Annotated in this window: 12 protein-coding genes; 9 read left to right on the forward strand and 3 right to left on the reverse strand. The window is 54.0% G+C overall.

Going from position 1 to position 14,048, the window contains the following annotated elements; all coding sequences use genetic code 11:
• Position 1 precedes the first annotated feature (1 nt).
• Positions 2-1,405 carry a c-type cytochrome gene (locus HGO41_RS00665; RefSeq protein ID WP_250980680.1) on the forward strand — a complete coding sequence of 468 codons (1,404 nt, stop codon included), beginning with the start codon at positions 2-4 and terminating at the stop codon, positions 1,403-1,405.
• Between the two features lie 64 nt (positions 1,406-1,469).
• Here the strand turns inward: HGO41_RS00665 and hmpA are convergent, their stop codons facing one another.
• Positions 1,470-2,660 carry an NO-inducible flavohemoprotein gene (hmpA, locus tag HGO41_RS00670; protein ID WP_153374834.1) on the reverse strand — a complete coding sequence of 397 codons (1,191 nt, stop codon included), beginning with the start codon at positions 2,658-2,660 and terminating at the stop codon, positions 1,470-1,472.
• Between the two features lie 332 nt (positions 2,661-2,992).
• Here hmpA and glyA point away from each other — a divergent pair, with 332 nt between their 5' ends.
• Both glyA and HGO41_RS00680 read left to right on the forward strand, forming a co-directional pair.
• Positions 2,993-4,246, forward strand: a complete 1,254-nt coding sequence (gene glyA, locus HGO41_RS00675; protein WP_015689472.1) for a serine hydroxymethyltransferase — start codon at positions 2,993-2,995, stop codon at positions 4,244-4,246.
• A 163-nt stretch (positions 4,247-4,409) separates the two neighbouring features.
• On the forward strand, positions 4,410-5,570 hold the full coding sequence (locus HGO41_RS00680; protein ID WP_112151291.1) for a 3-phenylpropionate MFS transporter: 1,161 nt from the start codon (positions 4,410-4,412) through the stop codon (positions 5,568-5,570).
• Here HGO41_RS00680 and csiE read toward each other — a convergent pair.
• Positions 5,567-6,847 carry a stationary phase inducible protein CsiE gene (csiE, locus tag HGO41_RS00685; RefSeq protein ID WP_250980681.1) on the reverse strand — a complete coding sequence of 427 codons (1,281 nt, stop codon included), beginning with the start codon at positions 6,845-6,847 and terminating at the stop codon, positions 5,567-5,569. The two genes, HGO41_RS00680 and csiE, sit on opposite strands and share 4 nt — an antisense overlap.
• A 187-nt stretch (positions 6,848-7,034) precedes the next feature.
• On the opposite strand from csiE, the gene HGO41_RS00690 reads away from it, so the two are divergent.
• Positions 7,035-7,700: a DUF1007 family protein gene (locus HGO41_RS00690; RefSeq protein WP_223509731.1), complete on the forward strand. Its 666-nt coding sequence runs from the start codon at positions 7,035-7,037 to the stop codon at positions 7,698-7,700.
• Positions 7,691-8,710, forward strand: coding sequence for a nickel/cobalt transporter (locus HGO41_RS00695; RefSeq protein ID WP_126124668.1), 1,020 nt, complete (start codon positions 7,691-7,693; stop codon positions 8,708-8,710). The genes HGO41_RS00690 and HGO41_RS00695 overlap by 10 nt, the downstream gene beginning before the upstream one ends.
• Positions 8,711-8,790: 80 nt before the next feature.
• Here HGO41_RS00695 and suhB read toward each other — a convergent pair whose 3' ends face one another.
• The gene (suhB, locus tag HGO41_RS00700; RefSeq protein ID WP_013574361.1) at positions 8,791-9,594 is read right to left on the reverse strand and encodes an inositol-1-monophosphatase; all 804 of its coding nucleotides are present in this window, start codon (positions 9,592-9,594) and stop codon (positions 8,791-8,793) included.
• 127 nt (positions 9,595-9,721) lie between these two features.
• Here suhB and trmJ point away from each other — a divergent pair, with 127 nt between their 5' ends.
• The 4 genes from trmJ to pepB all read left to right on the forward strand — a co-directional run bounded on the left by trmJ (position 9,722) and on the right by pepB (position 14,005).
• Positions 9,722-10,459: a tRNA (cytosine(32)/uridine(32)-2'-O)-methyltransferase TrmJ gene (trmJ, locus tag HGO41_RS00705; protein WP_121019585.1), complete on the forward strand. Its 738-nt coding sequence runs from the start codon at positions 9,722-9,724 to the stop codon at positions 10,457-10,459.
• A 215-nt stretch (positions 10,460-10,674) separates the two neighbouring features.
• Positions 10,675-11,169, forward strand: coding sequence for a Fe-S cluster assembly transcriptional regulator IscR (gene iscR / locus HGO41_RS00710; protein WP_013574363.1), 495 nt, complete (start codon positions 10,675-10,677; stop codon positions 11,167-11,169).
• 274 nt (positions 11,170-11,443) lie between these two features.
• Positions 11,444-12,613 (forward strand): IscS subfamily cysteine desulfurase, encoded by a 1,170-nt coding sequence (locus HGO41_RS00715; protein WP_121019584.1) that lies wholly within the window; start codon positions 11,444-11,446, stop codon positions 12,611-12,613.
• An 81-nt stretch (positions 12,614-12,694) separates the two neighbouring features.
• On the forward strand, positions 12,695-14,005 hold the full coding sequence (gene pepB / locus HGO41_RS00720; RefSeq protein ID WP_250980682.1) for an aminopeptidase PepB: 1,311 nt from the start codon (positions 12,695-12,697) through the stop codon (positions 14,003-14,005).
• The last annotated feature ends 43 nt before the right edge of the window (positions 14,006-14,048 follow it).

Consider the following 14,048-nt stretch of genomic DNA (forward strand, 5'->3'; position numbering starts at 1 on the left):
CATGACTCTGAATCGTTTAACTCAAAAACGTCTGACGGGCGCGTTGCTGGCCTTTGGCCTGAGCCTGACGGCGGGCACAGCTTATGCCGCGTTATCGCCGGAACAGGATGCGCTGATCAGGAAAGGCGAATATGTCGCGGTCGCCGGGGACTGCGTGGCCTGTCACTCCACCGAAGGCGGCAAACCGTTCGCCGGTGGCCTCGGACTGGCAACGCCACTGGGCACTATTTACTCGAGCAACATTACGCCGTCTAAAAAAGACGGTATCGGCAATTACACGCTGGAGCAATTTGAACACGCGGTGCGTGATGGCGTGCGCGGTGATGGTGCGAATCTGTATCCGGCGATGCCGTACACCTCGTATGCCAAAATCAGCGATGACGACATGAAAGCGCTGTACGCCTACTTTATGCAGGGCGTAGAGCCGGTGGATGTGCCGTCAACGCCGACGGCGCTGCCGTTCCCGTTCAACGTGCGTTTGTCGATGGCAGGCTGGAATTTACTGTTCCTCGAAAAAGGCGCGTTTAAAGCCGATCCGTCGAAAAGCGATCAGGTCAACCGTGGCGCGTATCTCGGCGAGGCACTGGCGCACTGCAGCACCTGCCATACGCCGCGTAATGCGCTGATGGCGGAGGAGGGCGATAAAGCGCTGGGTGGCAGCAGTCTGGGCACCTGGTTCGCGCCGAACATTACGCCGGATGCGGTCAGCGGGATTGGCAACTGGAGCACCGGTGAGATCGCCGGTTACCTGAAAACCGGTCACGCGCCGGGTAAAGCGCAGGCGGCAGGGCCGATGGCGGAAGCGATCGACCATAGCCTCAGCCATCTGAGTGACAGCGATTTGCAGGCAATTGCCGTCTGGCTGAAACAGACCACGCCGGTCAGTCAGCAAGGGCAGGCGAGAGCCGCAGACCAGTTCGGATCACCGGCAAATTATGCCGATACTTTGCGTGGTGTTCCGCGTCCGGCTGATGCCGATAAAATGAGTGGCTGGCAGGTTTATGATGGCTATTGTGCCAGTTGCCATCAGCCCGACGGCCGTGGCAGCAAGGACGGTGGCCTGCCGTCGCTGATCAATAATACAGCGCTCGGGCACCTGAACAGCGACAACCTGGTGATGGCGATTCTGCATGGCGTGCAGCGCGGGCCGGAAAGCAAAGATGTCGCGATGCCAGCGTTTGAGCATTTACTGTCGGATACGCAGGTCGCTACGCTGAGCAATCAGTTGTTGCGGCAGTTTGGTAACGATCAGGCGAAAGTGACATCTGACCGCGTGAAAGAATTGCGTGCAGGTGGCAAACCTTCGCCGTTGCTTGAACTGGCGCACTGGGGCATGGGCATTGCGGGACTTGTGGTTATCCTGCTGATTGCGCTGTTCTTTGTACGTCGCCGACGTCGTCATTAATCTGTACTGAACAGCAATAAAAAAGGCTGACATTCTGTGTCAGCCTTTTCTTTTCGTGCAGGGATTAAAGGACTTTGTGCGGACCGAAACATTCGTAATGAATGTTGGCTTCGCTGATGTTCATCGCCAGCAGTTGTTTCGCTGCAAACTGCATAAAGCCGACCGGACCGCACAGGTAGAAATGCATCGCCGGATCGCTCAGCTGTGCGCTGACTTTGCTCAGATCCATCAGCCCTTCATACTGAAAATCTTCACCGGGTAAATCATTCGCCTGTGGCCGGTTATACCAGACATGGCTTTCCAGTTGCGGCAGGTTTTTCTGCGCGCTTGTCACTTCACCGGCAAATGCGTGCACGGCACCGTTTTCAGCCGCGTGCAGCCATTGTACCGGCGCATGATGTCCGCGTTCTGCCAGCGTATTGAGCATACCCAACATCGGCGTCTGACCAACACCTGCAGAAATCAGCGCCACCGGCGTGGTATCGCTGATATCCATAAAGAAATCACCGTGCGGGGCAGCAAGATGAATGATGTCGCCCGGCTGCGCAAAATTATGCAGGAAGTTGGATACGGCACCTTGCCCTTCGCGTTTTACCGCGATGCGGTAGGTTTTGCCGTTCGGTGCCTGGGTCAGGGAATACTGGCGGATTTCCTGATTTTCCAGTGAGGCATCGCGGATATATACCGCCAGATATTGCCCTGGCTGGAAGTCGGCCACCGGTTTACCGTCGACAGGTTCCAGCAGGAAAGAGGTAATCAGCTCACTCTGCGGTTGTTTTTCGGCGATGCGGAATTCACGCGTGCCGCGCCAGCCACCCGTTTTTTCTGCGCTGTCCTGATAAATCTCGGTTTCACGGTTAATAAACACATTCGCCAGCACGCCATAGGCTTTGCCCCATGCATCCAGCACTTCCTGACCCGGACTGAACATTTCATCCAGCGTTGCCAGCAGGTGAGCGCCGACAATATTGTATTGTTCAGGCTGGATGGTGAAGCTGGTGTGTTTTTGCGCGATGCGTTCCACTGCAGGCAGCAGCGCCGCCAGATTTTCAATATTGGCGGCATAAGCGCAGATGGCATCAAACAGCGCCTGACGCTGATCGCCGTTGCGCTGGTTGCTCATATTGAAGATGTCTTTCAGTTCGGGATTATGCGCAAACATACGGTCATAAAAGTGTGCGGTCAGTTTCGGACCGGTCGCAGCGAGCAAAGGAATAGTGGATTTAACGGTGGCGATAGTGGCTGAATCAAGCATGGTGAACACCTTGTCTGTGATGATTTTATTTAAACATGTATTTTAAATGCATCTTATATAAACCCACTATTTCTGTAAACACCCCCTAAAGGGGTAAGGGCTTTTCCCGACAGGGGCTGAGTCACAAAGCTGAAATTTGTACATGTTCAGGTGAATATTTATCCCTTGATTATGGACAGATGTTCGCAGATCAAAGCCTTGCTGTATCTGGAGCCAATCGTTTGCCTAAAAACCTCAAACTGACCCTATCCGAAGGCCGCTTAAACATTTACACTGTGGCGCAGAACCCGGAAGGGGCGTTTATTTTTAGTTTGTTGAGTCAGGAGATGCGGATGTTAAAGCGTGAAATGAACATTGCCGATTATGATGCTGAGCTGTGGGCAGCAATGGAAAAAGAAGTTGTTCGTCAGGAAGAACATATCGAGCTGATTGCGTCAGAAAACTATACCAGCCCGCGTGTCATGCAGGCTCAGGGTTCGCAACTGACCAACAAATATGCAGAAGGCTACCCGGGCAAACGTTATTACGGTGGCTGTGAGTACGTCGACATCGTTGAACAACTGGCTATCGACCGTGCAAAAGAATTGTTCGGTGCAGATTTCGCCAACGTTCAGCCGCACTCCGGCTCACAGGCAAACTTCGCGGTGTATACCGCACTGCTGCAACCGGGCGACACCATTCTGGGGATGAACCTTGGCCATGGCGGTCACCTGACGCACGGTTCACCGGTTAACCTTTCCGGTAAACTGTATAACGTGGTGCCTTATGGTATCGACGAAAGCGGCGACATCGATTACGAAGACGTGAAACGTCAGGCCGAACTGCACAAACCAAAAATGATCATCGGCGGCTTCTCTGCATTCTCCGGTATCGTTGACTGGGCAAAAATGCGTGAAATCGCCGACAGCGTTGGCGCTTACTTCTTCGTTGACATGGCACACGTTGCCGGTCTGATTGCTGCGGGCGTTTACCCGAACCCGGTTCCACACGCACACATCGTGACCACCACCACGCACAAAACGCTGGCTGGCCCACGCGGCGGTCTGATTCTGGCGAAAGGCGGCGACGAAGAGTTCTACAAAAAACTGAACTCTGCTGTCTTCCCGGGTGGTCAGGGCGGCCCGCTGATGCACGTGATTGCCGGTAAAGCGGTAGCACTGAAAGAAGCGATGGAACCTGAGTTCAAAGCTTACCAACAGCAGGTGGCTAAAAACGCACAGGCAATGGTGGCTGTAGTTCTGGAACGCGGCTACAAAGTGGTTTCCGGCGGTACGCACAACCACCTGTTCCTGATGGATCTGGTCGATAAGAATCTGACCGGTAAAGAAGCCGATGCCGCTCTGGGTCGCGCTAACATCACTGTGAACAAAAACAGCGTACCTAACGATCCGAAGAGCCCGTTTGTGACCTCTGGTGTGCGTATCGGTACCCCGGCTGTGACCCGTCGTGGTTTCAAAGAAGCTGAAGTGCGCGAACTGGCTGGCTGGATCTGTGACGTGCTGGACAACGTGAACGACGAAGCAACGATCGAACGCGTTAAACAGAAAGTTCTCGACATCTGTGCACGCTTCCCGGTTTACGCGTAATATTTGCGAAGCCGTTAAGCTGCTAAAACCCGCTACGGCGGGTTTTTTTATGGGCATGTATCAGAATTTGTGAGCTGGCAGACATTACGGGAGTATGAAAGCGTCTGCGGATTGCTAGCGATTGTGAGCTTTGTCAAAGTATTGGCCTCACACCGGAGGATTTATGGAATTGCGTTCCACGCGCTGGCTTGCACTCAGTTATTTCACCTATTTTTTCAGTTACGGTATTTTTCTTCCTTTCTGGGGCCTGTGGCTTAAAGGTGAGGGGATCTCCTCCGAAAGCATCGGCTTGTTGCTGGGTGCTGGTCTGGTCGCCCGTTTTCTTGGCACGTTAATCATTTCTCCGTCCATCAAAGACCCGTCTTACCTCATCACCGGTTTGCGTATTCTGGCGCTGCTTACGCTGGCGTTTGCCGTCGGGTTCTGGTTTGGCAACGGCTGGGCGTGGCTGATGATCAACATTGCCGGTTTCAGTCTGTTTTTCGGTCCGCTGGTGCCGCTGACCGATGCGCTGGCAGGCACGTTGCAACGCCAGATCAATATGGATTACGGCAAGGTGCGTGTCTGGGGCTCCATTGCCTTCGTGATTGGATCGGCGGTGACCGGCAAGCTGGTTGAGGTCTACGGTCATAAGGCGATTTTGTACACACTGACCGCAGGCGTGGCCGCGATGTTGCTCGGTATGTTGCTGCGCCCGAGCGTGAAGCCGGTGGGAGAGCCGCGTACCAGCGGTGCGCCGGGTATTTCGTGGAAAGCGTTGCTTGGCGAAAAACCAGTCTGGCGTTTCCTGTTATGTGTGACGCTGTTGCAGGGCGCCCATGCGGCGTATTACGGTTTCAGTGCAATTTACTGGCAGGACGTGGGCTATTCTTCCACGACCATCGGCTATTTGTGGTCGCTGGGCGTCGTGGCGGAAGTGCTGGTCTTTACCTTTAGCAAACAGCTGTTCAGCCGCTGGTCAGCGCGGGATCTGCTGCTGCTTTCGGCCTTGTGTGGCGTGGTGCGCTGGGGAATGATGGGCGCGTTTACCGCGTTGCCGTGGCTGATTGTGATGCAGATTCTGCACTGCGGCACGTTTACGGTTTGCCATCTGGCGGGCATGCGATTTATCGCCGCACGACCACGTGATCAGGTGATCCGCCTGCAATCGGTGTATTCCGCACTGGCGATGGGGGGCGGCGTGGCCGTGATGACCATGGTATCCGGTTTCCTGTTCGAACATCTGCATGCCGGATTGTTCTGGGTGATGGCGCTGCTGGCGGTGCCGGCGATTTTCCTGCGTCCGGTGGTTACGCCGTCAGCGCCGGTGACGTCAGCCCGTTAGGGGGCTTCGAGCAGCGAGCGGATACGTTTACGCTGCTCTTTGGCCAGCGGTAGTTGCGTGTGGATCACCAGCGGGTCGGCGTCGGTGCTGCGGGTGGCGTAAGGGGTGACAATCAGCGCTACGCCACTCGGCGCACCAAATTTATAGAAATCCGCCAGCGTCTGATATTTAATGTTCAGCGGCAGCAGCGTCGCTTCGCGAATTTGCTGCTCGACCGCTTCTTCCAGCTGCGGATTGTCGTGCGTCAGCAGCAAAATTTGTTTTTCCTGCAAGGCATTACCCTGCATCAGCCACGCGCCGAAAGTGATCGCCACCAGCCCGATTTCATCCTCAGAAAGCGTAATCAGATATTCGTGTTCGAAACCCTGCAACGCCTCGCGGGTGGTTCGCACCAGACGCGGATACATGCGGTTCACTTCTTCCTGCATCAGATTGTCGATGCCGATGCCAAAATGACAGCGTTCGATCGCCGGGCCCAGATGGGCGAAAAGCTGGCCGACCAGCCCTTCGTAACTGCTGAATTTCATCCCGGCGATATCCTGAAAACGCGCCACCATATTTTCAATATCTAATAACAGCCGCTGATCTTCCGTCGAACCGGAACTCTGATAACTGTGGATTTTCAGCATGCGTAACATCAGGGTGAAAAACTCACATTCGCACTCATCCAGCCGGCCGTTGCTGAGTTCCTGTAACTGAATAAACAGTTCGCGGGCGGCAGGATATTCGGGCTTTTCGCGCAGCCAGCGACGCTGTTGTTCGGTGAAGCGTAAGCCGGTCGGGCCATTGTTTTGCCACAGACAGTATTGCAGGCAGATGAGCATCAGCTGGCGGTCGTGTCCGCTCAGGGGTTTGGGTAATAACGCGCCGCAGTCTTCCAGCATCATGCCAAGAATGTCGGTGCGCAGAGCAGCCTTCGGGCAGGCCTGGCCTTCGAAGGCGATATGCAGCCAGGGAATAAAATGGCGGGAAACGAAGTCCGGTGAAATGCGCAATGTACGGCGCAAGCCCTGAAATAAACACAGCCTTTGAGCGAGCGTATCGCCCTGAATGCGGCATTCTTTTTCGCTGTACTGCAGCACATCAAGCTGGTGGATCCGCTGAATTTCGCAGGTCACTTCCGCCAGATCTTCCCACGTCATGTCTAGCCCGACGCCGTTAATTTCGCTGATGATCTCCAGCTGAACCGCCGTCAGCGGCGCGTACAGCATCAGCAACACGTGGCAACGGCGTTGCGTAGCGGAAAGCGCAGGGGAGGGCTGTTTTTCTGGATTCATATCACCTGCCGAAAAGGTATCGCCTGAAATTATTAGTCAAGCATAGCAAAGCGAATGCCCGCAATAAGGCGCGGGGATTGGCTTTTACTCCGGCTTACAACTCAGATCACAGATATTTTTGACGACCGGTTAAATGCACAGCAAAATACTGTTACTTAGTAACAATATAATGGCGCCTGATATGGAAATGACGTTACACCAGGCCCGGAACCGGCCTTTCTCCCGTTACGCCAAATGGCTGGGCGTTGCGCTGTTCTGTCTGCCCGCAACGGTGCTGGCGCACCCGCACAGTTTTATTGATATGCAGACCACGCTGGTGGCGAATGAAACCTCGCTGACCGGGCTGAAAATGGTCTGGACGATGGATGAAATCACCTCGGCAGATTTGCTGTACGACGCACAGAACGCCAAGCCGGGGTCGGATATCTGGAAGAAACTGGCGGCCGAAGTCATGGCGCGGGTGCTGAGCCAGCATTACTTCACGGATTTCTATCGCGACGGAAAACCGGTGAAATATCTGGATCTGCCCAGTGAATATCAGCTTTCCCGTAAGGGCGATCAGGCAGTGCTGGAATTCGTCCTGCCGCTGGCCAAACCGCAAGGGCTGGAAGGCAAACCGATGGAATTCTCCACTTTTGATCCTTCGTATTTTGTCGATATGACCTATAAAGACAAAACCGCGTTGCATCTGCCACCGGCGCTGGAAAAACGCTGTACGCTGGCGCTGTTTACGCCGAAGCCGGATGCCTCGCTGCAAAATTATGCCCTGTCACTCGATAAGGCTGATGCCCCGCCGGAAGACATGGATCTTGGTCAGCAATTTGCTCAGAAGGTCACGCTGGAATGTCATTAATCTCCACGCCATCGAAAACCCTGTCCTGGCGCGATCTCTGGCCGCTGGCAGTATTTCTGTTGCTGCTGGCGGGCGGCGCTTCCCTGTTAATCCATTACTGGCCGCGTATTTTGCTCAGCAGCATTATCTGGCAGCGGGAGTTACATCAGGAACTGGCGGGTCTGCTGCGGCAGGTGAAAGAAAATCCGATGCAGGCGGGTATGACGCTGGCCGGTTTTAGCCTGATTTATGGCGTGATCCACGCCATCGGGCCGGGGCACGGCAAAATCGTTATCACCACCTATCTGGCGACGCATCCTTCGCGACTGAAAAACAGCCTGAAGCTGACCTTCGCGTCGGCGATTGTGCAGGGGCTGGTGGCAATATTATTGGTCAGTGTGGTGCTCGGCGTGCTGCAACTGTCTTCGCGTCAGCTGCATCAGAGCAGTTTCTGGATGGAGCGGGGCAGTTTCATTCTGGTGATGTTGCTGGGGTTGCTGTTGTGCTGGCGGGCGCTTAAACGGATGTGGCAAACCATCAACAGTTTGCGTCCGGTTCACGCCATGAAAATCCACAGCCTGTCGCCGATGGGCAATGAAACGCATGTCCACGACGAACATTGCGGTTGCGGCCATCAGCATGTGCCAAACGATCAGCAGCTTCAGGCGGGCGGAGATTTACGCACGCAGGTGGCGATTGTGCTGGCGATGGGATTACGCCCGTGTTCCGGCGCGATCATGGTATTGCTGTTTTCCAAGGTGATTGGCGTCTACAACTGGGGCGTGATTTCAGCCATTACGATGGCTATCGGCACCTCGCTGACCGTCTCGCTGATTGGTGTGCTGGTGTTTTACAGCCGTGCGCTGGCAGTGAAACTAAGCGCAACCCGCACGCCTGCGGCGTGGCAGCGGATCACCTGGTCACTGCTGGCGCTGACCGGCGGAATTGTGCTGCTGGTGGCGGGCATTTTGCTCTTCAGCACGGGCGGCGGTGATGTTTCGCCGATAACCGGCGGGCCATTCAGGGGATAACCTCCTGTACATAAACAACAGACATAAAAAAACGGACGCCCGAAAGGACGTCCGTTTTTTTTAACTGATACTCAGCGGAATTAACGCTTCAGCGCTTCGCTCAGTTCATCACGCATGGTCATCAGAATACCTTTAACGACGCGTGGGTTGCCGGCAACGATGTTGCCTGACGAGAAGTGGTTGTGGCCGCCAACAAAGTCAGTCACCACGCCGCCGGATTCACGAACCAGCAGTTCACCGCCGGCGAAATCCCAGGGCTTGAGGGCGATTTCGAAGAAACCGTCAACGCGGCCAGCGGCCACGTAGGCCAGATCCAGCGCAGCAGAACCGGTGCGGCGGAAGTCTGCACATTCGGTGAACAGTTTGCCAACCACATTCATGTAGCTGGTTGCGTGTTGTTTTGCTTTGAACGGGAAACCGGTCGCCAGAATGGTGCCGTCGAGATCTTTCGCGTTAGTACCGCGCAGACGGTAACCGTTCAACTGTGCGCCCTGACCACGGCTCGCGGTGAACAGTTCGTTACGCATTGGATCGTAAACTACCGCGACTTCAGTGCGGCCTTTGATGCGCACGGCGATAGAAACAGCGAAATGTGGGAAGCGTTTAACGAAGTTGGTGGTGCCATCCAGCGGGTCGATAATCCATTGTACGTCTTTGTCTTCGCCTTCCAGCTCGCCACACTCTTCACTGATGATGGTGTGTTTTGGATAGGATTTGCGAATAACATCGATAATCATGTGTTCTGCATCGCGGTCTACGTTGGTAACAAAATCGTTGGTACCTTTTTGTGTAGATTCTACAGAGTCTGGCGTTTCGTAATGTTTGGCAATCAGGTTACCGGCCTTGCGCGCAGCGCGCACGGCGATGGTGAGCATCGGATGCATGGATATCTTCCAACTAGGATGTTAAAGAACGGGAATACGGGAAACGGCGCGCAGTATAGCAGGGGTTCTGAAAATTAACTACCGTTGTGTTAGGCTGTTGTGATTTTCCGTCTGGTTAAGAGTTCCTATGCTGCCCAATATCCGCATTGTATTAGTAGAAACGTCCCACACTGGCAATATGGGCTCTACCGCCCGTGCTATGAAAACCATGGGCTTATCAAGCCTTTATCTGGTGAATCCGCTGGTAAAACCTGACTCTCAGGCTATCTCTTTGTCTGCCGGAGCCAGTGATGTCATCGGTAACGCGACAATTGTTAATACGCTTGATGAAGCGCTGGCTGGCTGTAGTCTGGTGATCGGCACCAGCGCACGTTCCCGCACACTGCCTTGGCCGATGCTTGAACCGCGCGAGTGCGGTGAGCACAGTGCGAAAGCCGCACAAACCGCGCCGGTGGCGCTGGTGTTTGGCCGTGAACGCGTCGGGCTGACCAACGAAGAACTGCAAAAATGTAACTATCACGTGTGCATTCCGGCAAACCCTGAATACAGCTCGCTGAATCTGGCGATGGCTGTGCAGATTATTGCCTATGAAGTACGCGTCGCACATCTGGCCTTGCTGGAAGCGGCAAAACCGCAGATTGAATATGAAGAAACGCCGTATCCGCTGGTCGACGATCTCGAACGTTTTTATCAGCATCTGGAAAAAACCTTGCTGGAAACCGGCTTTATTCGTCAGGCACATCCGGGGCAGGTGATGAGCAAATTACGCCGTCTGTTTACCCGTGCACGACCTGAATCTCAGGAATTAAACATCCTGCGCGGTATCCTGACGTCGATTGAAAAGACTCATAGCAACAAAGAATAAGTATCGGAATTTGATTATAAAACACCGGTTTGTGGTTTTTTATCAAAGGGTTGCCGATTATCAGTAAATGACAGAAATCGTGCGGTTCTGCCCGCTCTGTAATACTTGAGTAAATTACTAGGTTAAATAGTTGACTGTTTTACTCGGGAATGGCAGACTCGTTTGCATGTTCCGCACTATTGAATTTCTAAGTCATTTAAACAGGTAACCATGCTATGAGACTGACATCCAAAGGCCGTTATGCCGTGACCGCTATGCTCGATGTTGCACTGCATTCCCAGGAAGGACCAGTACCACTGGCTGACATTTCTGAGCGTCAGGGTATTTCCCTTTCTTACCTGGAGCAGCTTTTCTCGCGCTTACGCAAAAATGGTCTGGTTGCCAGTGTTCGTGGTCCGGGCGGTGGTTATCTGTTAGGTAAAGATTCTGGTGATATCGCCGTTGGTGCCGTGATTACTGCCGTTGACGAATCTGTCGATGCGACCCGTTGCCAGGGTAAAGAAGGCTGCCAGAATGGCGAACGTTGCCTGACTCACACCTTATGGCGTGATCTGAGCGAACGCATCAGCGGCTTCCTGAACAATATTACGCTGGCAGAGCTGGTCAATAATCAGGAAATCCTGGAAGTGGCTGACCGTCAGAACGGTGAAACCCGTCGTCAGCCGAATGGCCGCCAGATGGAAACTATCAACGTCAATCTTCGAGCCTAATCCCTGTCATCCTTCGCGTCGCCTCGGGGTTTGCTCCGTTGCCGCCTTGATGCGACACGAATGATTTAGGGGAAGCATGTGAATTTTTACGTTACTCAAAGCCCGCGGAAATGCACATTTCCGCGGGCTTTTGCTTTTCTGACGTCAATTCTTACCGATTAGTGCCCGCAAAGCGTCATTTCCCTTTTAAGAAGCCGTGAACCCGTTTTAAACTGGATGTCGTTTTTTAATTCTTTCGTTCGAAGCCGAACGCGCAGTCCGGAGCTTACCTGCCATGAAATTACCTATTTATCTTGATTACTCTGCCACCACGCCGGTTGATCCGCGTGTTGCACAGAAAATGATGCAGTGTTTAACACTGGACGGTACTTTCGGTAATCCGGCTTCCCGTTCTCACCGTTTCGGCTGGCAGGCTGAAGAGGCGGTGGATGTGGCGCGTAACCAGATTGCCGAGCTGATTAATGCCGATCCGCGTGAAATCGTCTTCACGTCGGGCGCCACCGAATCTGACAATCTGGCGATTAAAGGTGCCGCCCACGCGCACAGCGCGAAAGGCAAACACATTATTACCAGCCAGACTGAGCATAAAGCGGTGTTAGACACCTGTGCTCAACTGGAAACCGAAGACTTCGACGTCACCTATCTGTCGCCGCAGGCAGATGGTTTTATTCCGCCAGCGGCGATTGAAGCGGCGCTGCGCCCGGACACCATTCTGGTGTCCATCATGCAGGTGAATAATGAAATCGGCGTGGTACAGGATATTGCGACCATCGGCGAACTGTGCCGCAGTCGGGGCATCCTTTTCCATGTGGATGCGACCCAAAGTGTGGGCAAGATTGCGATTGATCTCAGCGAGTTGCAGGTTGATCTGATGTCGTTTTCCGCGCATAAGATTTACGGCCCGAAAGGCATCGGCGCGCTGTACGTGAGTCGTAAACCGAAAGTGCGGATTGACGCGCAAATCCACGGCGGCGGTCATGAACGCGGCATGCGTTCCGGTACATTGCCGGTGCATCAGATTGTCGGGATGGGCGAGGCTTATCGTATCGCCAAAGAAGAAATGACCGCCGAAGTAGCGCGTCTGACTGAACTGCGCGATCGTTTGTGGAAAGGCATTCAGGCGCTGGATCAGGTGTTTCTGAACGGCACGCCGAAACATGCGGCACCGAATATTCTCAACGTCAGTTTTGCCGGTGTAGAAGGGGAGTCTCTGATCATGGCGTTGAAAGATCTGGCGGTATCGTCAGGTTCGGCTTGTACGTCTGCCAGCCTTGAGCCTTCCTATGTTCTGCGTGCTCTGGGATTAAGTGAAGAACTGGCGCACAGCTCCCTTCGCTTCTCGCTGGGGCGCTGGACAACGGAAGAAGAAATTGATTATGCGATTGCGCTGGTGGTGAAATCTGTCCGCCGCCTGCGTGAGTTGCCACCTGTTTATACGAAATGAAGTGCCACCCGATGAAAGGGTGATTTGCCTGTCATTGAAAATGAATATTCATTGAAGATAAAAAACATCAGGAGTGCTGTTATGAGTTCCGAAGTCACGACCAATGAAGCAATGTCCGTATTCCTTTCTTCCCAGCCTGCTGATGCGCGCTGGGGCGAAAAAGTCACACTGAGCACCGATTCCGCCGGTATGACCATTCATTTGAATGGCGGCGATGTGCTGACGGTCATTGCCCGTGCCGCGCGTCGTATCGACGGTCAGGGTGTTAAAAATGTTAAACTGGCGGGTGAAGGCTGGGATCTCGAAAATAGCTGGGCATTCTGGCAAGGCTTCCGTGGCCCGAAAGGCACACGCAACGTTGAATGGGCAGAATTGTCCGAAGATGACGCGAACACGCTTAAACAACGCCTGAAAATCATCGACTGGGTACGTAATACCATTAATACCCCGGCAGAGGATTTGTCCCCTGAACAACTGGCGACCCGCGCGGTTGATCTGATGTGTGAATTTGGTAATGAAAAAGTCAGCTACCGCATCACCAAAGGCGACGACCTGCGTCAGCAAAGTTATATGGGTATCCACACCGTGGGCCGCGGTTCTGACCGTCCGCCGGTATTACTGGCGCTGGATTACAACCCGGGCGGCGACGCAGATGCACCGGTTTACGCCTGTCTGGTCGGCAAAGGTATCACTTTTGATACCGGCGGTTACAGCCTGAAGCCAAGTGCGTCAATGGATTCCATGAAAGCGGATATGGGCGGCGCGGCCACGCTGACCGGCGCACTGGCGCTGGCAGCGGCGAACGGTCTGAATAAACGTGTGAAACTGTATCTGTGCTGCGCGGATAACATGGTCAGCGGCAATGCACTGAAACTGGGCGACATTATCCGCTACCGCAACGGTAAAACCGTTGAAGTGATGAACACCGACGCCGAAGGCCGTCTGGTGCTGGCTGATGGCCTGATCGACGCTTCTGCGCAAAAACCCGAACTGATCATTGATGCGGCCACGCTGACCGGCGCGGCGAAAACTGCGCTGGGTAACGATTATCACGCACTGTTCAGCTTTGACGATGCACTGGCAGGCGAACTGCTGGAAAGCGCGAAAGCCGAACACGAACCGTTCTGGCGTCTGCCACTGGAAGAATTCCACCGTTCTCATCTGCCATCTAACTTTGCTGAACTGAACAACATTGCCGGTCCTGCACACACTGCGGGCGCAAGCACAGCCGCTGCGTTCTTGTCTCATTTCGTCACTGACTATAAGAAAGGCTGGCTGCACATCGACTGTTCCGCAACGTACCGCAAAAGCGCAGCGGATCAGTGGTCTGCCGGTGCGACAGGTCTGGGGGTGCGTACCGTCGCCAACCTGCTGTTAGCCAAGGCGAAGTAAGTTTTAGAAAGCAATGCATGCATGAAGCACAACGGGGCGCTTA

Origin of the sequence: Rahnella sp. CG8, from assembly GCF_023701875.1 — a bacterium.
In the GTDB taxonomy this organism is placed as follows: domain Bacteria; phylum Pseudomonadota; class Gammaproteobacteria; order Enterobacterales; family Enterobacteriaceae; genus Rahnella; species Rahnella aceris.

Excerpts from the sequence above, each read along its gene's own strand:
- glyA (WP_015689472.1), top strand. The coding sequence starts at position 2,993 with ATGTTAAAGCGTGAAATGAACATTGCCGATTATGATGCTGAGCTGTGG.
- csiE (WP_250980681.1), bottom strand. The coding sequence starts at position 6,847 with ATGAATCCAGAAAAACAGCCCTCCCCTGCGCTTTCCGCTACGCAACGC.
- suhB (WP_013574361.1), bottom strand. The coding sequence starts at position 9,594 with ATGCATCCGATGCTCACCATCGCCGTGCGCGCTGCGCGCAAGGCCGGT.
- HGO41_RS00715 (WP_121019584.1), top strand. The coding sequence starts at position 11,444 with ATGAAATTACCTATTTATCTTGATTACTCTGCCACCACGCCGGTTGAT.
- HGO41_RS00695 (WP_126124668.1), top strand. The coding sequence starts at position 7,691 with ATGTCATTAATCTCCACGCCATCGAAAACCCTGTCCTGGCGCGATCTC.
- HGO41_RS00665 (WP_250980680.1), top strand. The coding sequence starts at position 2 with ATGACTCTGAATCGTTTAACTCAAAAACGTCTGACGGGCGCGTTGCTG.
- HGO41_RS00680 (WP_112151291.1), top strand. The coding sequence starts at position 4,410 with ATGGAATTGCGTTCCACGCGCTGGCTTGCACTCAGTTATTTCACCTAT.
- HGO41_RS00690 (WP_223509731.1), top strand. The coding sequence starts at position 7,035 with ATGACGTTACACCAGGCCCGGAACCGGCCTTTCTCCCGTTACGCCAAA.
- pepB (WP_250980682.1), top strand. The coding sequence starts at position 12,695 with ATGAGTTCCGAAGTCACGACCAATGAAGCAATGTCCGTATTCCTTTCT.
- trmJ (WP_121019585.1), top strand. The coding sequence starts at position 9,722 with ATGCTGCCCAATATCCGCATTGTATTAGTAGAAACGTCCCACACTGGC.
- iscR (WP_013574363.1), top strand. The coding sequence starts at position 10,675 with ATGAGACTGACATCCAAAGGCCGTTATGCCGTGACCGCTATGCTCGAT.
- hmpA (WP_153374834.1), bottom strand. The coding sequence starts at position 2,660 with ATGCTTGATTCAGCCACTATCGCCACCGTTAAATCCACTATTCCTTTG.